23 protein-coding genes are annotated in these 25,706 nt (G+C 64.2%); 10 read left to right on the forward strand and 13 right to left on the reverse strand.

The genetic code is table 11. The features are described from left to right. Nucleotides 1–2: 2 nt before the first annotated feature. Both FJ424_RS25970 and FJ424_RS25975 read right to left on the reverse strand, forming a co-directional pair. Nucleotides 3–1,577 carry an NAD(P)/FAD-dependent oxidoreductase gene (locus FJ424_RS25970; protein ID WP_140657968.1) on the reverse strand — a complete coding sequence of 525 codons (1,575 nt, stop codon included), beginning with the start codon at nucleotides 1,575–1,577 and terminating at the stop codon, nucleotides 3–5. Continuing rightward, nucleotides 1,564–3,183, reverse strand: a complete 1,620-nt coding sequence (locus FJ424_RS25975; RefSeq protein ID WP_140657966.1) for an NAD(P)/FAD-dependent oxidoreductase — start codon at nucleotides 3,181–3,183, stop codon at nucleotides 1,564–1,566. The genes FJ424_RS25970 and FJ424_RS25975 overlap by 14 nt, the downstream gene beginning before the upstream one ends. Nucleotides 3,184–3,437: 254 nt before the next feature. Between FJ424_RS25975 and FJ424_RS25980 the strand changes: the two genes are divergently transcribed. From FJ424_RS25980 to FJ424_RS26000, 5 genes are all read left to right on the forward strand, one after another. Continuing rightward, nucleotides 3,438–4,232: a class I SAM-dependent methyltransferase gene (locus FJ424_RS25980; protein WP_140657964.1), complete on the forward strand. Its 795-nt coding sequence runs from the start codon at nucleotides 3,438–3,440 to the stop codon at nucleotides 4,230–4,232. Nucleotides 4,233–4,238: 6 nt separating this feature from the next. Then, complete coding sequence (gene betI / locus FJ424_RS25985) at nucleotides 4,239–4,925, forward strand: transcriptional regulator BetI (RefSeq protein ID WP_140657962.1); 687 nt, start codon at nucleotides 4,239–4,241, stop codon at nucleotides 4,923–4,925. Nucleotides 4,926–4,973: 48 nt separating this feature from the next. After that, nucleotides 4,974–6,056 (forward strand): ABC transporter substrate-binding protein, encoded by a 1,083-nt coding sequence (locus FJ424_RS25990; RefSeq protein ID WP_140657960.1) that lies wholly within the window; start codon nucleotides 4,974–4,976, stop codon nucleotides 6,054–6,056. A gap of 116 nt (nucleotides 6,057–6,172) precedes the next feature. Continuing rightward, entirely contained in the window at nucleotides 6,173–7,249 is a 1,077-nt protein-coding gene (locus tag FJ424_RS25995) for an extracellular solute-binding protein (RefSeq protein ID WP_140657958.1), read from the forward strand. Next, nucleotides 7,246–8,544: a flavin monoamine oxidase family protein gene (locus FJ424_RS26000; RefSeq protein ID WP_140657956.1), complete on the forward strand. Its 1,299-nt coding sequence runs from the start codon at nucleotides 7,246–7,248 to the stop codon at nucleotides 8,542–8,544. The genes FJ424_RS25995 and FJ424_RS26000 overlap by 4 nt, the downstream gene beginning before the upstream one ends. Here FJ424_RS26000 and FJ424_RS26005 read toward each other — a convergent pair. The 3 genes from FJ424_RS26005 to FJ424_RS26015 are packed head-to-tail and all read right to left on the reverse strand — an operon-like array spanning nucleotide 8,508 to nucleotide 11,354. Then, entirely contained in the window at nucleotides 8,508–9,581 is a 1,074-nt protein-coding gene (locus FJ424_RS26005; protein WP_140658013.1) for an ABC transporter ATP-binding protein, read from the reverse strand. The genes FJ424_RS26000 and FJ424_RS26005 overlap by 37 nt on opposite strands. 37 nt (nucleotides 9,582–9,618) lie before the next feature. Further along, entirely contained in the window at nucleotides 9,619–10,440 is an 822-nt protein-coding gene (locus FJ424_RS26010) for an ABC transporter permease (RefSeq protein ID WP_140657954.1), read from the reverse strand. Further along, nucleotides 10,437–11,354: an ABC transporter permease gene (locus tag FJ424_RS26015; protein ID WP_140657952.1), complete on the reverse strand. Its 918-nt coding sequence runs from the start codon at nucleotides 11,352–11,354 to the stop codon at nucleotides 10,437–10,439. The genes FJ424_RS26010 and FJ424_RS26015 overlap by 4 nt, the downstream gene beginning before the upstream one ends. 292 nt (nucleotides 11,355–11,646) lie before the next feature. Between FJ424_RS26015 and FJ424_RS26020 the strand changes: the two genes are divergently transcribed. Then, on the forward strand, nucleotides 11,647–13,065 hold the full coding sequence (locus tag FJ424_RS26020; protein ID WP_140657950.1) for an aminotransferase: 1,419 nt from the start codon (nucleotides 11,647–11,649) through the stop codon (nucleotides 13,063–13,065). A 43-nt stretch (nucleotides 13,066–13,108) separates the two neighbouring features. On the opposite strand, the gene FJ424_RS26025 is transcribed toward FJ424_RS26020, so the two are convergent. Both FJ424_RS26025 and FJ424_RS26030 read right to left on the reverse strand, forming a co-directional pair. Next, the gene (locus tag FJ424_RS26025) at nucleotides 13,109–14,311 is read right to left on the reverse strand and encodes an aromatic ring-hydroxylating dioxygenase subunit alpha (RefSeq protein ID WP_140657948.1); all 1,203 of its coding nucleotides are present in this window, start codon (nucleotides 14,309–14,311) and stop codon (nucleotides 13,109–13,111) included. Nucleotides 14,312–14,338: 27 nt separating this feature from the next. Continuing rightward, the gene (locus FJ424_RS26030; protein ID WP_140657946.1) at nucleotides 14,339–14,722 is read right to left on the reverse strand and encodes a hypothetical protein; all 384 of its coding nucleotides are present in this window, start codon (nucleotides 14,720–14,722) and stop codon (nucleotides 14,339–14,341) included. Between the two features lie 66 nt (nucleotides 14,723–14,788). Between FJ424_RS26030 and FJ424_RS26035 the strand changes: the two genes are divergently transcribed. Next, complete coding sequence (locus tag FJ424_RS26035) at nucleotides 14,789–15,199, forward strand: hypothetical protein (protein WP_140657944.1); 411 nt, start codon at nucleotides 14,789–14,791, stop codon at nucleotides 15,197–15,199. A 172-nt stretch (nucleotides 15,200–15,371) separates the two neighbouring features. Here the strand turns inward: FJ424_RS26035 and FJ424_RS26040 are convergent, their stop codons facing one another. Both FJ424_RS26040 and FJ424_RS26045 read right to left on the reverse strand, forming a co-directional pair. After that, nucleotides 15,372–17,480, reverse strand: coding sequence for an ATP-binding protein (locus tag FJ424_RS26040; protein ID WP_246677352.1), 2,109 nt, complete (start codon nucleotides 17,478–17,480; stop codon nucleotides 15,372–15,374). A gap of 136 nt (nucleotides 17,481–17,616) precedes the next feature. After that, the gene (locus tag FJ424_RS26045) at nucleotides 17,617–18,345 is read right to left on the reverse strand and encodes a response regulator transcription factor (RefSeq protein ID WP_246677353.1); all 729 of its coding nucleotides are present in this window, start codon (nucleotides 18,343–18,345) and stop codon (nucleotides 17,617–17,619) included. Between the two features lie 93 nt (nucleotides 18,346–18,438). Between FJ424_RS26045 and FJ424_RS26050 the strand changes: the two genes are divergently transcribed. Beyond that, nucleotides 18,439–19,140, forward strand: a complete 702-nt coding sequence (locus FJ424_RS26050; protein ID WP_140647443.1) for a response regulator transcription factor — start codon at nucleotides 18,439–18,441, stop codon at nucleotides 19,138–19,140. Between the two features lie 71 nt (nucleotides 19,141–19,211). On the opposite strand, the gene FJ424_RS26055 is transcribed toward FJ424_RS26050, so the two are convergent. Both FJ424_RS26055 and FJ424_RS26060 read right to left on the reverse strand, forming a co-directional pair. Next, on the reverse strand, nucleotides 19,212–19,376 hold the full coding sequence (locus tag FJ424_RS26055; RefSeq protein WP_140647442.1) for a hypothetical protein: 165 nt from the start codon (nucleotides 19,374–19,376) through the stop codon (nucleotides 19,212–19,214). 32 nt (nucleotides 19,377–19,408) lie between these two features. Then, nucleotides 19,409–19,645: a hypothetical protein gene (locus FJ424_RS26060; protein WP_140657942.1), complete on the reverse strand. Its 237-nt coding sequence runs from the start codon at nucleotides 19,643–19,645 to the stop codon at nucleotides 19,409–19,411. A gap of 367 nt (nucleotides 19,646–20,012) precedes the next feature. Between FJ424_RS26060 and FJ424_RS26065 the strand changes: the two genes are divergently transcribed. Beyond that, nucleotides 20,013–20,468, forward strand: a complete 456-nt coding sequence (locus FJ424_RS26065) for a L,D-transpeptidase (RefSeq protein ID WP_140657940.1) — start codon at nucleotides 20,013–20,015, stop codon at nucleotides 20,466–20,468. A 126-nt stretch (nucleotides 20,469–20,594) separates the two neighbouring features. Here FJ424_RS26065 and FJ424_RS26070 read toward each other — a convergent pair whose 3' ends face one another. Then, nucleotides 20,595–23,678 (reverse strand): efflux RND transporter permease subunit, encoded by a 3,084-nt coding sequence (locus FJ424_RS26070; RefSeq protein ID WP_140647440.1) that lies wholly within the window; start codon nucleotides 23,676–23,678, stop codon nucleotides 20,595–20,597. Beyond that, on the reverse strand, nucleotides 23,675–25,000 hold the full coding sequence (locus tag FJ424_RS26075; RefSeq protein ID WP_246677354.1) for an efflux RND transporter periplasmic adaptor subunit: 1,326 nt from the start codon (nucleotides 24,998–25,000) through the stop codon (nucleotides 23,675–23,677). Before FJ424_RS26075 ends, FJ424_RS26070 begins: the two co-directional genes overlap by 4 nt. A 146-nt stretch (nucleotides 25,001–25,146) precedes the next feature. Here FJ424_RS26075 and FJ424_RS26080 point away from each other — a divergent pair, with 146 nt between their 5' ends. Beyond that, the gene (locus tag FJ424_RS26080) at nucleotides 25,147–25,680 is read left to right on the forward strand and encodes a TetR family transcriptional regulator (protein ID WP_140657938.1); all 534 of its coding nucleotides are present in this window, start codon (nucleotides 25,147–25,149) and stop codon (nucleotides 25,678–25,680) included. Nucleotides 25,681–25,706 lie beyond the last annotated feature (26 nt).

Below are 25,706 nucleotides of genomic sequence, written 5' to 3' on the forward strand. Positions count from 1 at the left end.
GCTCATGCCCTCATCGCGATGATGCGGCGCGCGGCGTTGAGGCCGGGCGCGCCGGAGATGCCGCCGCCCGGATGCGAACCGGCGCCGGCAAGGAACAGGCCTTCGAGCGGCGTGTCGTAGCCCGACCAGCCGGAGACGGGCCGCGACATCAGCATCTGGTCGGCTTGCAACTCGCCATGGTGCCAGTGGCCGCCCGGCATGCGGTAGCGCGCCTCGATGTCGGCGGGCGTCAACAGCTCGGCGTGGCGCACCGTCGCGCCGATGCCGGGCGCATAGGTTTCGAGCTGCGCCGTGATCGCCTTGAGGAATTGCGGCTTGCCGGCGGTCCAGCCCTCTTTCAGCGCATAGGGCGCGTATTGCACCACCGCCGAGAGCACGCAGGCGCCGGACGGCGCGAGCGATGGATCGGCTAAGCTGGGCAGCGTGATCTCCATCACCGGCTCGGGCGAGAACTCGCCATATTTCGACGGGTTGAAGGCGCGCTCGACATGGTCGGGCGAAGGCGCGATGACGAGGCGGCCCTTGTGGCCGGCGGCGTCGACGCCAGTGAATTGCGGCGGCCGATCGAGCGCCAGATGCAGCTTGGCCGCGTCGCCCTTCATGCGGATGTTCTTCACCTTGCGCACGAAGCCGGTGTCGACCTCGCGCGGGCCGACGAGATCGAGGATCGTCGTTGCGGGATTGATGGCGGAAACGACGGTCTTGGCGCGCAAGGTTTCGCCGCTCTGCGTGACGACACCGACGGCGCGGCCCTTCTCGACGATGACCTTGGCGACCGGCGAAGCCGGGCGGATCGAAACGCCCGCGCTTTCCGCCGCCGCGCGGATGGCGGCGACGACGGCGCCCATGCCGCCTTTCGGCTGCGTCTGCGCACCGGCGAGGCCACCGATCTCGCCGGCGAGCCTATAGTAGAGGCCGAGCAGCGAGGTCGGCGAGCGCGGGCCGAGATGCGAGCCGAGCGTCGCGTCGAAGGCGAGCAGGCCCTTCAGCCGGTCGTCCGACAGCTGTTCGTCGAGCAGGTCGTAGACGTTCATCAAAAGCACGCGCAGGAAGTCGCGCATATCTTCCTTGCCGAGCCGCTTCAGCGCCAACGCGGTCTGGCCGAGCCCGGTCATTTCCGCCAGCGACATGCCGGCAAGCTCCGGCGGCCGGCGCGACAGGAACGGCTTCAGCACGCCGGCGTAGCGCAGCAATTGCGCGCGCAGGTCTTTCCAGGCGGACTGCTCCGGAGGGCTGGCGCCGGTCAACACCTCGCCATAGGCGCCATGCAGCACCAGCGGACCGTCTCTCGACAGCGCCACCGATGGCACGAAATCGCCGCGCTCGATCTTCAGCCCGTGCCGCTCCAGCTCCAGCGTTTTCACGACATCGGGATGCAGGCGATTGAGCAGATGCGCGACGGCGGAAGCGCGAAAACCCGGCGCGAACTCCTCGGTGCGCGCGGCGCCGCCGACTTCGTTGCCGGCTTCGAGGACCAGCACCTTGCGTCCCGACTTCGCCAGCGTGGCGGCGGCGACAAGGCCGTTATGGCCGCCGCCGATGACGATGGCGTCCCAGTTCAAATCAGATGACGTCATGGGCCGGGCTCATATGCAGGGTTGGCTTGGCGAGGTCGCGCAGGATCTCGGCGGCGGCATTGCGTCCGGGCGCGCCCATGACGCCGCCGCCCGGGTGGGTGGAGGAGCCACACATATAGAGGCCGCCGACCGGCGAGCGGTATTGCGCGTAGCCCGGCACCGGGCGGTTGAAAAGCAACTGGTCGAAGGTGAGCTCGCCCTGGAAGATGTTGCCTTCGGTGAGGCCGACCTCGGCCTCGATCTCGCGCGGCGTGCGCACTTCCATGTGGACGATGCGGTCGCGGAAGCCTGGCGAATATTGAGCGATCTGGGAGATCACGCTTTCGGCGAAGCCGTCGCGGTCGGCGTCGGTCCAGTCGCGGCCGTTTATCTTGGGTGGCGCGTATTGCACGAAGCAACTCATGAAGTGCTTGCCGGGCGGCGCCATGGTCGGGTCGAGCGTGGTTGGGATCATCATGTCGAGGAAGGGATCGGCCGACCAGCGCCCGGCCTTCCAGTCGTCATAGGCGCGTTCCATGCGCTCGATGGAATCGGTGAAATGCATGTCGGCGCGGTAGACCGGCGAGTCCTTCGGCAGAGCCGGGAATTCGGGCAGCGAATCCAGCGCGATGTTGACCTTGCCGGAGGAGCCGCGGATCTTGAAGTTGCGGACACGGCGAAGGAAGACGTCCGGCAGTTCCTTCTCCTCGACCAGCTTCAGGAAGGTGCGCTTGACGTCGGCATTGGAGATGACGAGCTTACCAAAAATCTCCTCGCTGCCGGCGAGCACGATGCCCTTGGCCTTGCCGTTTCTGATCAGCACGTGGTCGACCTCGGCGCCGGTGCGGATGGTGCCGCCGCTGGCCTTGAAGGAGGCGGCCAGCGCCTTGGTGACGGCGCCCATGCCGCCGCGCGCATAGCCCCAGGCGCCGACCGAGCCGTCGACCTCGCCCATATAGTGGTGGAGCAGAACATAGGCGGTGCCGGGCGACATGGGCCCGAGCGCCGTGCCGATGATGCCGGAAAGCGCGAAGTTCGCCTTGATGACGTCGGTCTCGAAATACTCGTCGAGGAAGTCCGAGATCGACATGGTCCAGAAGCGCAGGGTCAGCGCCATCTCCTCGGCCGAAAGCCCGGCGAATTTCTTCCCCAGATAGAGCAGCTCGCCGAGATCGCGCGGCCTGAAGCTGGTCGGGTCGGGCGCCGTGCGCATCAAGAGCGGCTGGATGAAGCGGCACTGCCTTGTGACGTCGCGCGAATAGCGGTCATAGGCCTCGGCATCGCGCTTCGAGAAACGGGCGAACTCGCGGCGATGCGCGTCGTGGTCGCGGTAATTGGCGAGATAGTCGCCGTCGCGTGTGAACACCGCGCCGCCTTCATAGGAGATTACCTGCAGGCCGAAGCGCGGCAGCTCGAGATCGCGCATGATCTCGGGCCTGAACAGCGAGCAGACATAGGAGCAGTTCGAATAGAGGAAGCCCGGCGTCAGCTCGCGGCTGGTTGCCGCGCCGCCGACCCAGTCGTTCTTCTCGACCACCAGCACATTCAGGCCAGCGCGCTGCAGATAGCAGGCGTTGACCAGCCCGTTGTGGCCGCCGCCGATGACGATCGCGTCCCATGCCTTCATGCGGGCCGAGCCTCCATCCGGTTTCCCTATCTTCTTGTTTTTACGCAATTCCGCACGGAAAACCGCTTCACACTTTTCCTGGATCGCTCGGTGCGTTTTGTTCCCCGATTGCCCGAATTTGGCACGGATCACAGTTTTCTGTCCAGCCATATTGAATGAATGTTCAACAAATGGTGTTGCGTTTTCCCGTTGATGCGCTAGGCTTTGCCTGCGTTCTGGACTGATCCACATCGGCATTTTGGGTTGAAGATCCAATGATCGAAACGGCTGACGCCGAGCCGGAATATGACGACACCGCCATTCGCTTCCTCGAAGCGCTATGGGGCGAGGGCTACCTGTCGCCCGGCGGCCCGGAAGAGGTCGACCGCGTGGTCGAAGGCTTGTCGCTCCAGGGCAAGACGATCCTCGATGTCGGTTGCGGCGCCGGCGGCATCACGCTGCATCTGGTAGCGCGGCACGGCGCGGCTCGGGCCACCGGCTTCGACGTCGAAAAGCCGGTGATCGAGACGGCGAGGCGAGGGGCGGCCCGGCAAGGTCTCGAAGACCGTGTCGGCTTCGTCCAAGCGCCGCCGGGGCCGCTGCCTTTCGCGGACGCTTCCTTCGACGTCGTCTTCTCCAAGGATGCGCTGCTGCATGTGCCGGACAAGGACGCGCTGTTCGCCGAAATTTTTCGCGTGCTGAAGCCCGGCGGGGTGTTTGCGGCGTCGAACTGGATGATCGGGCATGACGGCGAGCCGTCGCCTCAGATGAAGGCTTATGTCGCGGCCGAGGGGCTCTCCTTCGCCATGGCCTCGCCGGCACGCTATGCCGAAGCGATGCGGCGCGCCGGCTTTACCGACATCGCCGTCCGCGACCGCAATCCATGGTACCGCGAGGTCGCGCGGGAAGAACTGGCGCGCCTCAAGGGACCGCTCTACGCGCAGGCCGCCGCGGCGGTTGGCGCGGCCTATGTCGACAAGAACATCAAGACCTGGGAGGCGATGCAGAAGGTGCTTGACAGTGGCGAGCACCGCCCCACTCATCTGCGCGGTTGGAAGCCGGTCGGATAGCCGGCAATGCTGGAGATCGTCACACCTATGAAGACTGCAGAGGCGAGCGACGCTCTCCCCGAAACGACGCGCAAGGGCGATGCCGAAAAGCGCGGCCGCAAGGCCTCGAAAGAGGTCAGGCAGCTGCAGCTGATCGAGGCGACGATCGATTCGCTGGCCAAGCGCGGCTATGCCGAAACGACGATGGCCGACGTTGCAGACGGCGCGGGCCTGTCGCGCGGCATCGTCAACTTCCATTTCGAGAGCAAGGAAAAGCTGCTGATCGCCACGCTGCAGCACATGTATGACGAGTATTCGGCGCATTGGCGCACGGCCTTGCAGAAGGCGGGCGACGATCCGGCCAGGCAACTGCAGCAGCTGGTATGGGCCGATTTCGACCGCTCGATCTGCAACAAGCGCAAGCTCGCCGCCTGGCTCGCCTTCTGGGGCGAGGCCAAGTCGCGGCCGACCTACCAGGCGCTGAGCAGTTCGCGTGACAATTACTACCAGCAGGTCTTCATCGATCTCTGCACGACGCTCAAACAGAGCGGCGGCTATGCCTATGACCCTCAGGTCATCGCCCTGGCGCTCAGCGCCATGCTCGAAGGCCTGTGGCTGCGGCTGATGATGGGGACGGAGGACACGACGCGCGAGACGGCCTTGCAGTCGGCGAATGCATTTTTGGCCGCCGCTTTCCCGAAACATTACGGTTAGCAACAGCCGGCCGCCAAGACCGGCAAGACCAAAAGAGGATGGAACAGCATGAAGAAACTCAGCCGACGCCTGACATTGACATTGGCGCTTGGCGGCGCGCTCGCGGCCTCCGCGGCAGCGCTCGCCGTCGCCGCCGACAAGGACCTGATCGTGTTCGACTGGTCCGGCTACGAGGATCCGAGCTTCCACGGCAAATATGTCGAGAAGAACGGCGACTCGCCGACCTTCGCCTTCTTCGGCGACGAGGACGAGGCGTTCGAAAAGATCCGCTCCGGCTTCAAGTCCGATCTCGGCCATCCCTGCTCGCAGAGCGTGGTGAAGTGGCGCGAGGCGGGCCTGCTGCAGCCGCTCGACACTTCCAAGATCGCCGGCTGGAAGGATCTCAACCCCGGCATCATGGCGATGAAGGACCTTGCCACGACGTCCGACGGCAAGGCCTGGTTCATGCCGTGGGACTGGGGCGACACCCAGCTCACCTACAATTCCGACAAGATCGCCGAAAAGGACGTGCAGTCGCTGAAGGCCTTCGCCGATCCGAAATACAAGGGCAAGGTTTCGATCGGCGACAATGTCGACGACGCCTACGCGCTGGCCAGCCTCGCCATCGGGCTCAAGGACTGGACCAAGATGACGGACGACCAGTTCAAGCAGGCGTCCGACTTCCTGCGCCAGGTGCACAAGAATGTCCGCTCCTACTGGACCGACACCACCGACATCGTGCAGCTGCTCTCCGGCGGCGAAGTCGATCTCGCCTGGGCCTGGAACGACGCGGCGGTGCAGTCGCAGGCCGCCGGCGTGCCGATCAAGTCCAAGAAGGACACCGACGAGGGCATCTCGACCTGGGTGTGCGGCTATGTGCTGTTCAAGGACGCGCCCGGCAACATCGACAAGGCCTATGACTACCTCAACGCCGTCAACGATCCGGAAGTCGCCAAGGTGCTGGTCAAGGATTGGGGCTACGGCCAAGCCAATGCCAAGGGCATGGCCGGCGTCGACCCGGCGATCCTGAAGGAAAAGGGCTATGACGACGTGGGAAAATTCGTCGACAAGACGCTGTTCCAGTCGCCGGTGCCGTCCGCGCTCAAGCTCAAGATGATCGCCGAGTTCGAGAAGATCAAAGCCGGCTATTGAGCCGAACTTCAGCGGCCCGCTCACTACAAAGCAGAGCAAGGTGAGCGGGCTCGCCAAAGCCCGGGAATTCTCCTAACCTCTCCCGATATGTCCGCGATGGGGGAGTTTCTCGCGCCATGAAAACCATGCTTCGCCGCTTTGCCTTGGCTGCCGTCGTCACCGTCGGCGCGGATACCGCCTATGCGCTTGCCGAAGGCGGCGGCGACCTCGTCGTCTTCGACTGGTCCGGTTACGAGGACCCGCTGCTGCATCCGGCCTACGCCGCCAAACACGGCGCCGAGCCGACCTTCTCCTTCTTCGGCGACGAGGACGAGGCCTTCGAGAAGATGCGCGCCGGCTTCAAGGCCGATATCGCGCATCCCTGCTCGCAAAGCGTGGTGAAATGGCGCGAGGCCGGGTTGCTGCAACCGCTCGACACCTCGAAGATCGCCGGCTGGAAGGATCTCAATCCAGGCATCATGGCGATGAGGGATCTGGCCACCACCGCCGACGGCAAAGCCTGGTTCATGCCTTTCGACTGGGGCAACACTTCGCTGCTCTATCGCACCGACAAGGTGACCGCCGACGAGGCGCAGTCGCTAAAGATCTTCGCCGATCCGAAATTCAAGGGCCGCGTCACCATCGGCGACAATGTCGACGACGCCTATGCGCTGGCGAGCCTGGTCATCGGCCTGAAGGACTGGACCAAGATGACGGACGAGCAGTTCAAACAGGCCTCCGCCTTCCTGCGCGACGTGCACAAGAACATCCGCTTCTACTGGACCGACGACACCGACCTCAACCAGGCCTTCACGGGCAATGAAGTCGACCTGGTCTGGGGCTGGAACGAGACCTATGTGACGCTGAAAGGCCAGGGTCTGCCGATCGCCATGAACCGCGACACCAAGGAAGGCATCTCGACCTGGGTGTGCGGCTATGTGCTGCTCAAGGATGCACCGGGCAAGTCCGACAAGGCCTATGATTTCCTGAGCGCCGTCAACGCGCCGGACGTTTCGGAGTATATGGTGAAGACCTTCGGCTACGGTCACGGCAACAGCGCGGGCATGGCGGTGATGGACCACAAGCTGCTCACCGACCGCGGCTTCGACAATCTCGACAAATTCCTCGACAAGACGCTGTTCCAGCAGCCGGTTGCGCCGGATTTGAAGCAGCGCATGGTCGCCGAGTTCGAGAAGATCAAGGCCGGCTATTGAGCAGCATCATCGAAAGAACCGACGTCGTCATCGTCGGCGCCGGCTTCACCGGCCTGTCCGCCGCGCTCGACTTTCAGCGCGCCGGCGTCGATTTCCTTGTGCTGGAGGCGCGCGACCGCGTCGGTGGCAGGGTGGAGGCTGTCCGCAATGGGCTCGACGAACTGATCGACAGCGGCGGCCAGTTCCTGTGCCAGGACATGCCTGAGCTGATGGCGCTGGCCAAGGCGCGCGGCAAGACTTTCGTCGAGACCTATATCGAAGGCGAGTTCATCACCCATCCGTGGATGTCGGTCGAGGAGGCCGAGCGGACCTATCAGGTCGCGATGGCGATCCGCGAGCGCATGAACAGGATCGAGCCGGACGATCCGTCGATCGCAGGGCTGACGGTCGCGACATGGCTCGAGCGCCAGAAAGACACGGCCGACGCCAAGGCCGCCTTCCGTTCGATGATCGAAGGCCTGTGGTGCCTGGCGCTGGACAAGGTGCCGCTGTGGTACCTGATCGACAATGATCGCCGCATCACCAACGAAGTATTCGAGCTGCAGTATTTCCTGCGCGAGACGATGCAGTCGCTGGCGGACGATCTGGCGGCAGACCTTGGCGATCGGCTGCGGCTGAATGAGCCGGTTGCGCGCGTCGAGCATGGGCAGCAAGGCGTTCGGGTCGTTTCGGCCCGCGGTGTGATCGAAGCGCGCACGGCGCTGGTCGCCCTGCCGCCTGCGACGGCCGCGAAGCTCGACTTCACGCCTGCGCTGCCGGCGGAGCTCGCAAGCGCGCTCGGCGTCTGGGAAAGCGGCGCGGTGATCAAGATCCTGGTGCGCTATGCCAGCCCATTCTGGCGTGAGCGGGACCTGTGCGGCATGGTCATGTGGCGCGACCAGCCGGGACTGTTTGCCTGCGACGCCAGCACGGATGCCGACCATGCCGCGCTTATCGTCTTCGTCGGCGGGCCGTTGGCGCTGCGCTGGCACCCGCTCGGCGCGGCGGCATTGCAGGCGGAAGTCGCTGCAAGGCTTGTCGAGGCGCTCGGCCCGCGAGCCGCCGACGTCGTCGATTTCAGCGCGCGCGACTGGACGCATGACCGGTGGAGCGGCGGCGCCTATAGCGACCTCATCGTCGACGTGACCGCGCGGCATGCCGAACGAGCAATTCTCGCGGGCGCGCCGCCCGTCTATTTCGCCGCTTCGGAAGTGTCGCCGTCTTTCCCGGGCTATGTCGAAGGCGCGATCGTCGCCGGCCGCATCGCGGCCGGGAAGATTCAGTCGGCCATCGCCACCAGCGCCTCGGGGTCGTAGGCGAGGCGGATCGGTGCGCCGACCGGAATGTCGTCGGCGCCGAAATCGTTGGTCTCGGTCACCGAGAGCGGCTTCTCCAGTCCCGGTATCTCGACGATCAGATGCGTGATCTCGCCGAAATAGTGGCGCTCCACCACCTTGCCCGCGACCTCGAACTTTGCCGTCGCGGTGTCCCACAAGACACGCAGCCGCTCCGGCCGGATGCCAAGCGTGGCCGCGCCGCCATTGCGCACGAAAGCCCTCGGCTTGTCGGTCTTGACGCGGCCGAAGCCCAGCGTGTCGAGCACCATTGAAGTCCCGTTTTCCTCGACGATCTCGGCCTTGACGAAGTTCATGCCGCCGAGGAAGTCGGCCACTTGGCGATTGACCGGGCGCTGGTAGATCTCCTTCGGCGAGGCGACCTGGGCGATCTTGCCGCCGAACATGACGGCGATGCGGTCCGACATCGCCAGGGCCTCGTACTGGTCGTGCGTGACCAGCACGAAGGTGATGCCGACCGCCTGCTGCAGGCGGCGCAATTCGACCTGCATCTGCTCGCGCAGCTTCTTGTCCAGCGCCGAAAGCGGTTCGTCGAGCAGCAGCACTTTCGGCCGCATGACCAGCGCGCGGGCGAGTGCGACGCGCTGGCGCTGGCCGCCGGAAAGCTCGGTGGCGCGGCGTTTGCCGAGGCCGGTCAGCGACACCTGCGCCAGCGCTTCCTCGACGCGGCGCTTCTCCTCGCCGGCGTCGAGCCTCAGCCGTCTCAGCCCATAGGCGACATTCTGCTCGACATTGAGATGCGGGAAGATCGCGTAGCTCTGGAAGACCATGTTGGTCGGCCGGCGGTTGGCGGGGATGCCGTCCATCGGCTGGCCGTCGACGGCGATGGAGCCGCTGGTCGGCGTGTCGAAACCGGCGATCATGCGCAAGAGCGTGGTCTTGCCGCAGCCGGAAGGCCCGAGCAGCGAGAAGAATTCGCCCTCCCTGATCGTCAGCGAGGCATCGTCCAGCGCCTTGAAGGCGCCGTAGCTGCGCGTGACGTCGCGGATCTCGATCATGGTGCGATCCGATTGCGTGCGCTCGGACTGGACCCGCTCAAGCATAGAGGCCTCCCTCATTCTGGGTGCGTCTCGCCGCACGGCGGCGCAGGATTTCGGCAATCGTCATCAGCAGGAAGGACGCAAAGAGCAGCAAGGTGCCGAGCGCCAGCACGCCGGGAAGCTTGGCCGCGAAACGCAGCTGGCCCCAGATGTAGATCGGCAGCGTCGCCTCGGTGCCGGTGAGGAAAAAAGCGATGATGAACTCATCGAGCGAGATGGTGAAACAGACGAGCAAGCTGGAGATGATCGCCGGCGCGACCATCGGCAGCGTCACGCGCCGGAAGGTGCCGAAGGCGCTCTCGCCGAGATCGGCCGAAGCCTCCTCCAGGCTGCGGTCGAAACCTTCGAAGCCGGAGGTCAGCACGGTCATCGAATAGGGAATGCAGACCAGCACATGGCCGAGCACGACGGTGAACAGCGACAGGCTCAAGCCGAGTTGCAGCATGACCAGCAGCATGGAGATGGCGACGATTACCTCCGGCAGCACTAGCGGCGCCATGATCAGCCCATTGATGGCGCGGCGGCCCGGGTAACGGTAGCGGGTGATCGAGCGGGCGGCGAGGATGCCCAGCACCGTCGACAGGATCGCGGCGGAGGCGCCGACGATCAGGCTGTTCCAGGTGGCGTCGATCAGTGCCGGCGTGCGCGGCAGGTCCTCGTACCAGTGCAGCGTGACGCCGGAGAGCGGGAATTTCGGCGTCGCTGCCGTATTGATCGAGAAGATCGGCAGGAAGATCACCGGCAGATAAAGGAAAAGCAGATAGAGGACGGCGTAACTCGAGAGCCAGCCGGGTAGGAAACGTCTTATCGCCGTCATCGTGCCAGCCTCTGCAGGGCGCGGAAGACCAGCACGGTGGCGCCGGCCATCAGCGAGACGATGATCATGGTGGTGACGGAGAGCGCGGCACCCAGCGGCCAGTTCGACGCCTTGCCGAACTGCGCCTGGATTGCGTTGGCGATCATCACGCCGTCCTTGCCGCCGACCAGCTTCGGCGTGACGTAGTCGCCAACGGTCGGGATCATGACGATCAGCGCCGCCGAGATGACGCCGGGCGCCGACAGCGGCAAGGTGACGCGCAGGAAGGAGCGCAGCGGCCCGTCGCCGAGGTCGGTCGCCGCTTCGACCAGGGTCCGGTCGACCTTCTCCAGCGAAACGAAGATCGGCAGGATGGCGAAGGTCGCCCAGGCATGGGTCAGCGTGATGATGACGGCGGTGGAATTGTAGAGCAGCGCGTCCGATGGCTCTTGGATGATGCCGAGGCCCATCAGGCCGGAGTTGAGCACGCCGTTATAGCCGAGGATCACTTTCCACGACATCACGCGCAGCAGGTAGCTGGTCCAGAACGGGATGGTTATGAGGAACAGCCACAGGCTCTTGTGGCGGCCGCCATGGAAGGAAATGAAATAGGCGATCGGGTAGGCAAGGGCCACGGTCAGCAGGCTGACCGTCAGCGAGATGTAGAGCGAGCGCCAGAGCAGGTCGCGGTAGATCGGCTCGGTCAGCGCGATCCGGTAATTCTCCAGCGTGAATGTGTGGTCGATGGTGAGATAGTTCTGCGTCCAGAAGGAATGCGCGATGACGACCAGGATCGGCAGGACGAGAAGAATAAGGGCATAAACGAAGGTCGGACTGATCAGGGCAAAGCCCTGGACGGCTTCCGATTGCAGAAAGGGGCTTCGTCTCGATCCCGCCATGCGCAGCGGGGGCGACCCTTCCGCAGCCGCTGTCATTGCAGCGCTCCGGGCGTGATTTCAGTAGCTGGCTCGGACTGTCCCGCCATGCGGCCTTCCCATTCGTGGCGCCGGTTGCCTGTTCCCGATTTATGCTCGGAGCGCGATCGCTCCCTAGCTTGCCGGCTTTCTTTCATCATGAGCGCATCCGCCGATTGAAATCAAGCGCTATTTCTGCGATATTGATTGAACGGATATTCAAAATGAAGTGATGAAAAGCCGAATTTCCATGGTTTTCCACGCCGTTTGATATCCGAGGAAAATTCGACAACCCTGGCAATGCGAGGCGAAAATGGCGGCTCAAGGCAAGATCAAGGCAAGCGAACTCATCGAGCCCGGCGATGAGGACGCGGTCGAGCTCGCCAAGCGCCATCTCGTGCAGCCCTGGCCTTATGCCGGCTCGGTCGGCAACGAAGCTCGCGCTCTGATCGCCGAGGGCGACGGCATCTACATCACCGACGGCTCCGGCAAGCGCCTGATCGACGGCCCGGCCGGCATGTGGTGCATCAATGTCGGCCATCGCCGCGAGGAACTGGCCAAGGTCATGTACGACCAGGCGATGGCGCTCTCCTACAACACGCCCTGGTACACGATGAACGCGCCCTCGGCCGAGCTTGCCCGGCGCATCGCCGATGCGGCGCCTGGCGACCTCAGCCACACCTTCTTCACCACCGGCGGCTCTTCGGCGGTGGAGACGGCGCTGCGCTTCATGCAGTTCTACAACAATGTGCGCGGACGGCCGGAGAAGAAGCTCATCCTCAGCCGCGGCGGCGCCTATCACGGCTCGACCTATCTGTCGGCCTCGCTCAACGGCCGCCCGCGCGACCGCGACTGGATGGACGGCGCCGACGAGCTGGTGGTCAAGCTGTCCTCGCCCGATCCGTTCCGGCGCCCGAAAGGCATGAGCATTGCCGCCTTCACCGATTTCCTGGTCGACCAGTTCCGCGACACCGTCGCGCGTGTCGGCGCCGACCGGATCGGCGCCTTTGTCGGCGAACCGGTGCAGGCTTCCGGAGGCGTCATCGTGCCGCCGGACGGGTATCTGAAACGCATCCGCGAGATCTGCCGCGAGAACGATATCCTCTATGTCTCGGACGAGGTGGTGACCGGCTTCGGGCGGCTCGGCCATGTCTTTGCCTCCGGCGACGTGTTCGGCATCGACCCGGACATGATCACCTTCGCCAAGGGCGTCACATCGGGCTATTTCCCGCTCGGCGGCGTCATCATCTCCGAGCGGCTGCTGGAAGAACTGCGTCGTTCCAACCATCCGGATGCGCTGTTCGGCCACGGGCTCACCTACACCAGTCATCCGATCGGTTGCGCGGTGGCGCTGAAGAACCTCGACCTGCTGGAAGAGGGCGTGCTCGCCCATACGCGCGAGATCGCGCCCTATTTCCAGGCGCGGCTGAAGACGCTGGAAGAGCTGCCGCTGGTCGGCGAGGTGCGCGGCCTCGGCCTGATGGGTTGCGTCGAATGCGTCGCGGACCGCGAGAGCAAGGATCCGCTGCAGCTCGACAAGGATGTGGGAAAGCGTATCGACGCCCACTGCCACGAGCTTGGCCTCCTGGTGCGGCCGCTGATCAACATGTGCGTGATGTCGCCGCCGCTGATCATCAGCCGCGAGCAGGTCGACGACATGGTCGGCATCCTGCGCGAAGGCATTTCGCGGACCATGGATGATTTGCGGAAAGAGGGCGTGTGGCGGGGGTGACCCTCTCTTCCTTCTCCCTGTGGAACGGGGAGAAGGAAGGGCCTCACCCCCTCGACCGCAGCGCGTCGTTCAGCCCCCACATGTCCTTTTCCTCGGGCGCGATTTCCAGGCCGAGAACCGGGACCTGCTTGCGCAGATGGTCGTGGTGGGTGCGCACGCCATATTCGAGGTCGGAGAGATAGAAGCCCTCGAAGGCTTCCGACAGCATGGATTCGTTCGACCACACCGAAAGCTGGACGTCCTCGCTCATCGTGTCGCGGTCGATCCGGTAGGCGAGGTAACGCGCCGCGGCCTGCTCGCGCGTCTCGTCCTTGTAGCGGTAGATGGCGCCGCGCAGCAGCGTCTCGCCGGTCGACAACGGGAACTCCTGATAGAACTGGACGGATTCCGGCATGATCGACAGCGCGTTGTTGGGGAAGATGCCGTAATAGATCCAGGCCTTGCGCAGATGCTCCGGCAGATGCGCGGCCTCGGGCGCGAGCTTGATGTACTCGCGAACGCTCCAGCGCCGTCCGGCATGCGGATTGTAGGTGGCGAAGGACCGCGACACGCCGTTGATGAAGGGTTCGTCGAAATAGGTCGCGCCATAGAGGTCTTGCAGCGCCGGATGCGCCATGGCGACATGATAGCCTTCATTGTCGACGTCGCGCACCGACTTCCAGTTGACCGGCGATTTCTGGGTCCATATGCCCCAGGACGGCACCATGTCGGCGATATTGTAATGTGCCATCTCGGCTTCGATCGGCTTCAGCAGTTCGGCCACCGAAGGCTGCGGACCGCCTTTGCGGAAGCGGATGAAGATGAAGCCCATCCAGATTTCGAGGTCGAGCGGCATCAGGCCGAACTCGGTCTTGTCGAGCTCGGGGAAGGAGCGCGGACGGGCGGCGCCCCGCAGCGTGCCGTCGAGATTGTAGACCCAGCCGTGGAACGGGCACACCAGGGCGTTCTTGCAGGTTCCCTGGCTGTCGGCGACGACGCGGCTGCCGCGGTGGCGGCACATATTGTTGAAGGCGCGCACGACGCCGTCCTTGCCGCGTACGATCAGCGCGCGCTCGCCGATGACGTCCATGGTCAGATAGTCACCAGCGTTGGGCACGTCGCAGACATGGCCGGCGATCTGCCAGTGATTGCGGAAGACATATTCCTTCTCGAGCTCGAGAAGGGCGTTGGAATGGTAACTCCACCCCGGCAAACCCCGCCGGTCCCAATCGTTGGGGATCGCCACGTCACGGAGATGCGGGTTCATGGGTATGCTCTTCTTTTTGTTGAATACTCATTCAATATAAGCATATTTTTCATTGAAATGCAATGGCTTGCGGAAATGTGGAAATTCCGTGGCGGCAAGTCTGGCCTCGCCCGAGCCGGAAAAATACCGGAAAATCCGGGTGTTAATCGAGGAAGCGGAATGGCAATTCAGAAGGCGGATACCCGTCTCGGAGAAGGCCTGTTTCGACGGGTCACGGGCGTGCGGCAGACAGCGGCGGCGCGCTCGATTCAGGTATTGCTGTGTGAGGCTGCTTACAGTCGGCCGCGCGCGACAGGCGCATATCTGCGCCGGCCAGCTTCGATGGCCGTCGAACGGTTGCCGCGGATTGGGAATGCCGGCGCGTCCGGCGCCTGTTTCAATCCTGTTACACAGGCAGCCACCGCCGATCATCCGGCTGTTACCCGGTGCGATTATGTTCGTTTCATAGCAAAAAGAAAGATAACGAAGGGAACAACGATGTTTGCGAAAGCTCGTGCCGCGGACGCCAACCGCCGCCTTGATGTGCCGGAACGCAATGACCGCCGGCCGAAGCTTGCGCTGCGCCAGCGCGCCAGCGACCATCCGATGGCGATGTTCATGCTGATCGGCGCCTGCGCCCTTGTCGCCATGCTGGCGGCACCTGCCTCAGGTCCGGCTTTCGCCTCGATCAATCCGCCGGTCAATGTCATCGAGGGCGCCCAGACCACGCTCAAGACCGCCCGCCTGCCGGAACCTTCGATCGACTTTGCCTGCAAGGGCCAGAATTGGGGCGCCGAGAGCGTCGACTGCCTGCGCGCCATCGCCGAGCAGTCCGGCCGGCACAGGGAACGCGCGGTGCGCATGATCGCCAACGCCGCGCCGCTCACCAACACGCCGAACGTTTTTTAAGACCTCCCCTGAGCGCACCCTCCTGCGCTCCAGTCGGGCTCCCGCCGCACCGTCGGTCGGGAGCCTCTTTTTTCGGCTCGGTCTGACCTGAATCTCAACAGACCCTCTGGCGGCGCGAGGGCAACACTCGGCCACACCTTTGCGATCTTGTTCTTGCCTCAGACCGGTCGGTTCAAATGTGGGCGCCGTTGTCGGCTGCGGCGGCGACCTCGTCGGCGACGGTTGAGAGGATGCCGCGGACGTCGAGCGTCGAGAAAGGCTTCTCCAGGATTTGCGGCCGCTGCTGCGGCGGCAAGGCTTCGATCTCGGCCTTGGCGCCGATCAGATCGCCGGTCACCAGCACAAAGCGCTTCGCCAGCACCGGCTTCTCGACCAGCAGTTCGCGATAGATCGCCATGCCGCTGGTGCCCGGCATGCGCAGGTCGGAAAAGACGATGTCGGGCGGCATATGGCCGTTCAGCACGTCGGCGGCGGACGTCCAGCTTGCCACGACGCGTGACTTCAGGCCCATCAGCTCCAATATATCTGAAAGCGAACCGGCGACGTCGGGCTCGTCGTCGATGATCAAGGCATGGCGCAGTCCGCTCGAGCGTACGGCACTCTCGCCGGCCTTTGCCGCCTCACCGGCGATCGCCGGCAGCTGCACGACGAAGCGCGCGCCGTGCGGCTCGACCTCCTCGAACCAGATGTTGCCGTGGTGGCGCTCGACGATCGACTTCGAGATGGACAAGCCGATGCCGGTGCCGACGCCGACCGGCTTGGTGGTGAAATAGGATTCGAAGATGCGCGCGCGGATCGCCTCGGGAATGCCGGGGCCGTTGTCCTCGACGGAAAAGCCCGGATTGCCGTGCTCGTTGCGAAACGTCCGCACCTTGATGGTCCGCTCACCGGTGACGCCGGCCAGCGCGTGCTGGCTGTTGATAAGGAAATTCGCCGCCACCTGCGTGATGTGATCGGCGTCGGCCATGGCAAGCAGTGGCCCGCTGGCGAAATCGGTGTCGATGACGATGCCGCTGGAGCGCGCGCCATAGGCGGTGACCTCGAGCGCCGAGCGCATCACCTGGTTGAGATCGGTCTCGGCCTGCTCGGTCGGATGCAGGCGCACCATCGACAGGAAGCTCTTGACGATGCGGCCGCAGCGCTCGGCGGCGGCGCGCACTTTTTCGGCGCGGACCTTGGTCTGCGGATCGCTGGCGAATTCGTGCAGCAGCGTCGACTGCGCCACAACCACCGCCAGCGGGTTGTTGAGCTCATGCGAGACGCCGGCAAGCAGCGAGCCCATCGCCGCCATCTTCTCGTTCTGGTGCAGCTTCTCGCGCTGGCGGTTGATCTCTTCCTCGGCCTGCAGCTTTTCGCGCAGGTCGCGGATCGAGCCGAAGATCAGGCGGCGGTCGGCAACGCGCATCTCGGTCGCCGTAAGCTCGATCGGGAAGATCTCGCCGGCGGCGTTCTGGGTGACGGTCTCCAGCCGTTGGCCGACCATCGGCGCGCCGCGCCCGGCCATGTATTCGGCGCCCGAGGCATAGCCCTTGCGATAGTATATCGGAACGATGGTATCGAGCAGGTCCTTGCCAAGGATGGCGCTGCGCTGGAAGCCGAACATCTTCTCGGCGGCCGGATTGAACTCGATGATCGAACCGGCCTCGTCGATGACGATGATGGCGTCGAGCGAGGCCTGCAGCATGGTGCGGCGAATCACTTCGCTGGCATGCGCCTCGGACGGCGAGCGCTCGATGGCGTCACCGATCGCCAGGGCGATGATGTGCAGGGTCGCTTCTTCCTCGTCCGTCCAATCGCGCTCGGCGACGCAGTCGTTGACGGCCAGCGTGCCCCACAGGTGGCCATGCGCGAACACGGAGACGGACAGGAACGACTTGATGTTCTGCTTCTCGAAATCGGTCCGCAGGAAACCGTCGAGGTCGCGCGTGTGGCCGGAGAAAATCTTGCCTTGCCGCTCATCCTCCTGCAACTGCTCCAGCAGCGAGTCCGAGTTGATGATCGACTGCATGATCACCGAGGGCGACGCCAGCTCGCCGCCGAAGTCAGGGTCGATCCAATAAGCGGCGACGGACTGGGCGAAGCCTTCGCCCGGCAATTCACGCAGGCGGAAGAGAATGCCGCGCTGGCAATCCATCTTGCGGCACATTGTTCGCAGTATGTCGTCCATCTCGCGCTGCCAATCGCCTGCCTCGCGCAGGCGGCGCACGACATGGACGGCCGCCATCGCGGCGCCGCCCGGGCGCGAGCCATGCGTATCGGCGCGTGCTGTATCAGCAATCATGGTCGGCCGTCTCTCGGAGCCCGCTTGAGGCGCGTCGCGTCGAAACGGATTCGAGCGCCGCGATTCAAGTCTGTATTTTGATGCATGTCGTTTCCAAAACCGCTGCGCACTTTTGGGCAACATGCATTGGGCTGGTTCAATTGCTGTCGCCGCTCGGCAGCGAGAAGATATAGCCTTCGCCGCGCACCGTGCGCAGGAATTTCGGATTGGCGGGATCGGCCTCGATCTTCTTTCGCAACCGCATGATGCGGATGTCGACCGCGCGCGAGGATTCCGGATCCTCCACGAAGCCGATGGCTTCCGAAATCGCCGCTCGCGTCAGAAGCCGGTTGGCGCGGGTGAGAAAAACCTCGAGCACGTCGAACTCGCTTTTGGCCATCTCGATGACCGCGCCATTGGCGCCGATGACCAGACGGCCGTCGAAATCGGCCTGGAAGCCGCCGAAATTCATCAAGCGGCGATTGCCGGTTTCGGCCTTCGCCGCCTGCGGCTCGGCGGGCAGCGGCACGCGGCGCAGCACGCTGCGCACCCGCGCCAGCACCTCGCGCAATTCGTATGGCTTGACGATGTAATCGTCGGCGCCGAGCTCCAGCCCGACGATGCGGTCGAGCGCGGTGCCGGCGGCCGTGGCGTAGATGATGCCGATCTGCGTTTTCGAGCGCAGCCAGCGGCCGAGCGACAGCCCGTCCTCGCCAGGCATGGCGATGTCGAGGATGGCGAGGTGGAAGGATTGCGCCTCGAACAGCGCGCGCGCCACGGCCGCATTTTCGGCCGTGACGACGTCATAGCCGCTGGCGCCGAGATATTCGGCCACAGCCTCCCTCAGATCCGGTTCGTCCTCGACGACGATGATGCGTACCTTCACGACGCGCTCGCTCCCGCTTTCAGCGGAAAGTAGATTGGGTATAAACATGATGTCCAGCACTCATCTCGAGTTGTCTGTGGCGGGGTGAAGAAAATGGCCGCACGATCCGTCATCGCGCTTGTGTCCGTCGCCGAGGTGGTGGCTAAAGATCTCGCCGATCATCTCGACCGGCGCGGGCACGACGTGCGCCAGGCGCGCCAGCCCTGGGAAGCGGAGACGCTGCTTTCGGCCGGCGGCATCGATGTCGTGGTGGTCGGCGACGGTGTCACCCAGGCCGAGAGCCGCGAACTGCTCAAACGTTACAGCGGCCAAGGCGGTGGCGGCGAGGGCGGTCCCGATTTCATCCTGATCTGCCGGCCAGGCGACCTCGTCGACAAGGTGCTGGCGCTCGAACTCGGTGCTGCCGACGTCATCGAAAGCCCGCTCAACGTGCGCGAGCTTGCCGCGCGTATCGGCGGCCTGCTGACCAGACGCGGCAGGGCCGCCGGCGAACTGATCGTGCTGGAAAACGCCACCGTCGACCTGCGGTCGGCCATGGTGATGCATCGCTCGGGCTCGGAGGATCAGCTTTCGCCGGGGCAGGTGGCGCTGCTCAGGCTGTTCCTGGCGAGCCCGCGCAAGGTGCTGACGCGCGACGACATCATTGCCGCGGCGCCGGCCGAGAATGCCGACGCATTCGACCGTTCGATCGACTCGCGCATCGTGCGGCTGCGCCGCAAGCTCGACACCGAGACCATCACCACCATCAGGGGCGCCGGCTATCGTTTCGATCCGCCGGTCCCGCGCAACGAGTAAGTTCCGATCGGCGAGGCGTTCGAGCATCGGCTTTCCCAAGCGGTAGTCATTCCGGGTCCGACGCCCGGCGCTCAGCGCACCACGATGACAGAGGGGCCGGATGGAAGGTCGGCGCTGGCGGTTATCTCCGCCTTGGCGCGCTCCTTGAGCAACACCGTCGCCAGCGCGGCGAAGCCGAGCAGACCCTGCGCGTAGAGCAGCGCGGAAAGTACAGAAGCGGCAAATTTCGTCTTCATCTTCAAACCCCAATCTCGAAATCGTCGGTGCTTCAGGAGACTCCCGAAGCGCCCGCGCCGCTGACGGAGCCCCCCGCTGCGGCGCGGGCCTTCGGTCCTCTCGGCAGCAAGTAGCCGGAGGGGCCGCGTGTCCTCATCAACCGAAGGCCGACCCGCCAGAGGGCCTTCAGCCGGTGGACGCGCAGGCTGGACAAAATCCAGACCGTGGCGATGAACAGAGCCATGTGCAGCGTCGAAACCTCGCCGGACGTCATCGCCGCCAGCGTCATTTCGATTTCCTGCGCATTTTCGTTTGCAGATGTCTGTTCCCGTTGCGTCAAATCTGACGCCGGCCTGTATCCAGATCATGCCGCCGTGGCTGCACTTTGTTGCAGATTGGTTTCAAAAGGGGCTGCGTTTCTTTCATATATGTATGAAGTGAACTTTCGTTTCTCGACCGAGCCCATTGTCCAACCCTCTATCCCTTACCTTGGAAAGGTCTGGCAGCACCCGTCTTCGGAGACATCTTGTTAATTTCTAGAAACAAATTCGAAACAAAAACGAGGACCAAGCGAAATTGACCTGAAACAGGCCTTCTCGATAAGGCGGTCCATCGAAATTGAAGCCGGACACAACGGCAAAAACAGAGGGATCGTCATGCACACCGCCATTTCCGCCAAGCTCATCAATGTCACCGCCGCCGCGCTCACCGGCGCGGCTCTGCTCTTCGGCGCCGGCAATGCCGCGCATGCCAACGAGATCGTCGCCAAGGTCTCGCTGTCGCAGCAGATCATGGAAGTCACGGTCGACGGCCGCCCGACCTACACCTGGAAGGTATCGACCGGCGCGAGGGGGCACATCACGCCGACCGGCTCGTTCAAGCCGACCCGCATGCACGAGATGTGGTATTCGAAGAAATACGACAACGCGCCGATGCCGCATTCGGTCTTCTTCAGCGGCGGCTACGCCGTTCACGCCACCTATGCCATCAGCCGTCTCGGCCGTCCTGCCTCGCATGGTTGCGTGCGGCTGCATCCGGATGCGGCGGCCGACTTCTATCAGCTCGTCGAGGTCTTCGGCCCCGGCAACACCAGCATCGTGATCGTCAAGTAGCAGACTGGGTCAAGTAACGGGCTGGGTAAAGTAGCAGGCGGGTTGCCGCCTTCGGGATAGCGCCGAAGCCGTGGGGCGACCGCCAAAAAAGAGGCCGGAATTTCCGGCCTCTTTTTTTGGCTCGCTTCAGCTCGGCAGCGCCGGCATCAGCTTCGGATCGGGCTTCTCGGCGAGATGCGGCAGGTCCCTGCTGGCGATGAAGGTGTAGAACATCGGCACGACGAAGAGCGTGAACATGGTGCCGACCAGGATGCCGGTGAAGATGACCAGGCCCATCGAATAGCGCGCGGCCGCACCGGCGCCGCTGGAGACGATCAGCGGCACGACGCCGAGCGCCATGGCGGCCGTGGTCATCAGGATCGGCCGCAGGCGCACCTTGGCCGAAGCGATGATGGCGTCGCGGCGCCGCATGCCATGAATCTCACGCTGCTGGTTGGCGAATTCCACCAGCAGAATGCCGTGCTTGGTGATCAGGCCGATAAGCGTGATCAGGCCGACCTGGGTGTAGATGTTGAGCGTTCCCAGGCCGATGTTGAGCGGCACGATCGCGCCGAAGATCGACAGCGGCACCGCCATCATGATGATCAGCGGGTCGCGGAAGCTCTCGAACTGGGCCGCCAGCACCAGGTAGATCACGATCACTGCCGCCGCGAAGGCGATCAGGATGGTGTTGCCCTGTTCCTTCTCCTGCCGCGACTGGCCGGAATAGTCGACGAAGAAGGTGTCGGGCAGGGTCTCCTTGGCGAGGTCCTCCAGCACCTTCAGGCCGTCGCCGGTGGTCACGCCGGGCAGAGGCAAGGCCGAGATCGTCGAGGAGTTCAGCTGGTTGAACTGCTCGATGGCCGCCGGCGAGGCGTTGGTCGAAATCTTCACGACCGCCGACAGCGGCACCATCTTGCCGTCGACGCTGCGGACGAAATATTCGCCGAGCTTCTCGGGGTTGTCGCGGAATTCCTGCGGCACCTGGGGGATGATGTCGTAGCTGTTGGAATCCCGGTCGAACTGCGCCACCTCGGCGCCGCCGACAAGCAGCGTCAGGGTGTTGCCGATATCGGCAATCGGCAGGTTCAACGCCGCCGCGCGCTCGCGGTCGATGGTGACGGTCACCTGCGGGGCATCGTAAGCCATCGAGTTCTGCACGACGATGAAGCGACCCGAAGCCTGCGCCTTGTTCTTGATCTTCTCCGCCTGCTCGAAGACTTCCGAGGGGTCGCCGGTGGAGCGCACGACCATGGAAATCGGCAGGCCGCCGCCGGAACCGGGCAGCGTCGGCGGCGCGAAGACGAAGGCCTCGACGCCGGCGACCTTGGAGATGCGCCCCTGGATGTCGGCCTGAAGCGCCTTCGAATTGCGCTTGCGTTCCGCCCAGTCCTTGAAGGCGAAGCCGACAAAGGCGCTGTTGGTGGCGCCGCCAAAGGCAACGGCCGAGAACTGCGCCCTGGTCTCGGGAATGTCCTTCACCAGGCCGAGGATCTGGTTGACGTAGGTCTCGGTGTAATCCGACGTCGCGTAGCGCGGCGCGGTCACGATCGAGAGCAGGAAGCCCTGATCTTCTTCCGGCGCGAGTTCGGTCGAGGTCTTGGTGAACATGAAGCCGGTAAGGGCGACCAGCGCGACGACGATGATCAGCGTTACCGGGCGGTTCCTGAGCGAGGCGGTGACAGCCCGCTCATAGAGGTGTTCGACGCGTGTGAACGTGCCGTCGACGATACGCTGGAAGCGGCCGTGCTGGCCGGCCTTCAGCAGACGTGCCGACATCATCGGGGTGATGGTGATGGCGATAAGGCCGGACAAGACCACCGAGCCGGCGAGCGTCACCGCAAATTCACGGAACAACGCGCCGGTCAGGCCGCCGGTGAAGGCGAGCGGCGCGAACACGGCGGCCAGGGTCATGGTCATCGCCACGATTGCGGTCGCGATCTCGCGCATGCCGTTGAATGCCGCCTGCATCGGCGACATGTGGTCCTCCTCCATGTGACGGTGGATGTTCTCCACCACCACGATGGCGTCGTCCACGACAAGGCCGATCGCCAGCACCATGGCCAGCAGGGATAGAAGGTTGATCGAGTAGCCGACCGCAAACAGGATGAAGCAGACGCCGATCAGCGACAGCGGGATGGTGACGATCGGCATCATCACCGAGCGGAACGAACCCAGGAACAGAAGGATGACGACGATGACGATGGCAACCGCCTCGGCGATGGTCTTGAACACTTCCTCGATCGACGCGCTGATCTGCCCGGTAGCGTCGTAGACGATCTCGATCGTCATGCCCTTCGGCAGCGTATCCTGGATCTGCGGCACGAGCTTGGTCAGCGCCGCCGCCGTCGTCAGCGGGTTGGCCGCGGGCGTCGGGAAGATGGCCAGGAAGGTTCCCGGCTTGCCGTTGAAGCTCACCCTGGTGTCGGTGTTCTCTGCGCCGAGCTCGACTCGCGCGACATCGCGCAGGCGCACAACCTGGCCATCCGTCGACCGGATCGGGAGCTGGGCGAAGGCCTCGGGCGTCTGTAGGGTCGAATGCACGGTGATCGAGGAGACCACATATTCGTTCTGGGTGTTGCCGGGCGCCGACAGGAAGTTCGAGTTGTTGATCGCGGTCAGCACGTCCACGGCCGTGGCACCACGGGCGGCGAGCCGGATCGGGTCGATCCAGATGCGCATGGAATATTCCTGTGCGCCGAAGATCTGGACGTCGGCGACACCTTCCACGGTCGAGATGCGAGGCCGGATGACGCGCTCGATATATTCGGTGAGCTGCTCCTTCGTCATGTTCGGGTTCTGCATCGAGATGTACATCATCGCGAACTGCTGCCCGGTGCCCTTGACGATCACCGGGTCCTTGGAGGCGTCCGGCAGGGTGCCGCGCACGCCCTGGACCTTGGACAACACCTCGGCGAGCGCGACGTCCGGGTTGGAGCCGAGCTTCATCTGCACGGTGACCGTGCTCGAGGACGGACGGCTGGACGAGGTCACGTAATCGATGTTTTCGGTCGAGGCGACGGCGCGCGCGATCGGGGCCGATATGAAGCCCTGGATCAGGTCGGCGCTGGCGCCGGGATAGGCCGTGGTGATGGTGATCGCCGTCTCGTCGACCTTCGGATACTGGCGGATCGACAGGCCGAAGATGCCCTGGAAGCCCAGAAGCAGGATCATGCAGGCCAGCACCGTCGAGAGCACCGGCCGGCGAATGAAGAGGTCGGAAAAGCTCATTGCTGAACCTGCTTGTTCGCCGATTTGCTGGGATCGATGGTGTTGTCGACGGCAACCGACATGCCGTTGAAGAGCCGGTTCTGGCCGGCCGTGACAACCTGGTCGCCGTCCTTGAGGCCCTCGGCGATCTCGACCATGCCGTTGTTGCGGCGGCCGAGCTTCACGAACACCTGCGAGATGGTGAGCGCAGGCTGCTGCGCGGCCTCGGCCGGCTTCGCGGCGTCGGCTGGTTTGGCGGCGTCGCCGGACGCCTTGTCGGCCGGCTTCGCGTCCGCCGGCTTTGCCGCGTCGTCGGCGGGCTTGGTGGCGTCCGCCTGCGGCTTGGCGGGATCGCCGGCCGCCTTGTCGGCGCCGGCCTTCTGCTCATCCGGCTTCGCCGGCGCGGCAGCGGCAGCCCCGGCGGGCTTTGCCGGCTCGACCACGAAGACATAATCGCCATAGAGGCTGGTCGTCACCGCCGTCTGCGGCACGGAGATGACATTGTTTTCCTGTGGCAGCTCGACGCGGATCTGGACGAACTGGCCAGGCGTCAGCTTGCCTTCCGGATTGGCGACCTCGCCGCGAATCGAGACCAGCCGGCTTGCCGGATCGATTTTGGGATCGATGCCTCGAATGGAGCCGGCAAAGGTCATGTCGGCGAGGCTGCCGCCGAGCTTGACGGTCTGGCCGATCTTGAGCAGCGGCAGCTGCTGCTCGGGAACCGTGAAGTCGACCCGCATCGTGTCGAGGTCCTGGATCGTCACGACGGAGTTGCCGGGGGCCAGGTACTGTCCGACGTCGATCTTCGGGATGCCGACCGTGCCGCCGAAGGGCGCGGACAACTGCTTCTGGTCGAGCACGGCCTGCATCTTGTTGACCTGCGCGGCCGAGGCGTCCGCCGCGGCGCGCGCGGCGTCGAGCGTCGCATCCGTGCCGACGCCGCGCCGCTGCAATTCGATCGCGCGGGTCAGCGCCGCCTGGTCCGACGCGGCCTGCGCCTTCTGCGCCACCAGATCGGCTTTCTCGACCGCGTCGTCCAGCTGCAAGAGCACGGCGTCGGCGGCGACCTTCTGGTTGGCGTGGAAGAGGATGTCCTTGACGATGCCGCTCGTTTCGACGGTAAGGTCGACACCGCGCACGGCATTGACGGTGCCGATCGCCTCGACGCCGGGCGTCCATTCGGCCGGCTTGACGATCACGGTCGAGACCGTAGCGGCCGGTGGCTTCATGGTGGCAAAGAATTGCTTGATGCCGGCATCGCGCATGAAGTTGAAGCCTACGATGCCGACGCACACCAAGGCGAGCAAAAGCAAGAATCCGGCGATGATGAAAAAGCGCTTCACGGATGGTCCCCTCGAGCCGGCAACCGGCAAATCAATCGATGCCGGGACACATATCGACGAAAGGTCCCGATTTCAAATGGCGCGCCTTACTGTACCGGCTGGACGGTCTTGTCAATTCCGCCTAGGCTAATGTAGGGGGAGGCGTGATGAGAGTACCCAGGGCCAACTCACGCGAAAAGATACTTGCCGCCGCCGCCGACGTGGCGCGCGAGGCTGGTCCGGGAAGCCTGTCGCTCGAGGCGGTCGCCAGCCGCGCAGGAGTGTCGAAAGGCGGCCTGCTCTACAACTTCCCAACCAAGGCCAAGCTGATGCAGGGGCTGGTCGAAAGCTACCTCAGCGATTTCCAGAAGGCGCTAGAAGCACGCGCTAGCGAGGCCGGCCAGGAAAGCGTGCTCTCAGCCTATATCAAGTTGTCGGCCGACGACTGCGAGCGGCCGAAACCCTCGGCGTCCTGGATGTTCTCGGCGATCGCCGAAGATCCCGATTTTCTGACGCCGATCAAGGCCTTCAAGCACCAGCTGTTCGAACGGCTGAAGGGAGAGACGGACGACCTCGGCTCGCTGCTGGTCTGCTTTCTCGCCATCGAGGGGATGCGCAGCATGAATCTGTTTGATTCAGACGTGCTGTCCGAAGACGAGCGCAAGCTTCTGGTGTCCTCGCTCCTGAAGATAGCCGGATAGGTCGCCAAACGGTTTGGTAGTGACCA

Origin of the sequence: Mesorhizobium sp. B3-1-8 (assembly GCF_006439495.1) — a bacterium.
In the GTDB taxonomy this organism is placed as follows: Bacteria; Pseudomonadota; Alphaproteobacteria; order Rhizobiales; family Rhizobiaceae; genus Mesorhizobium.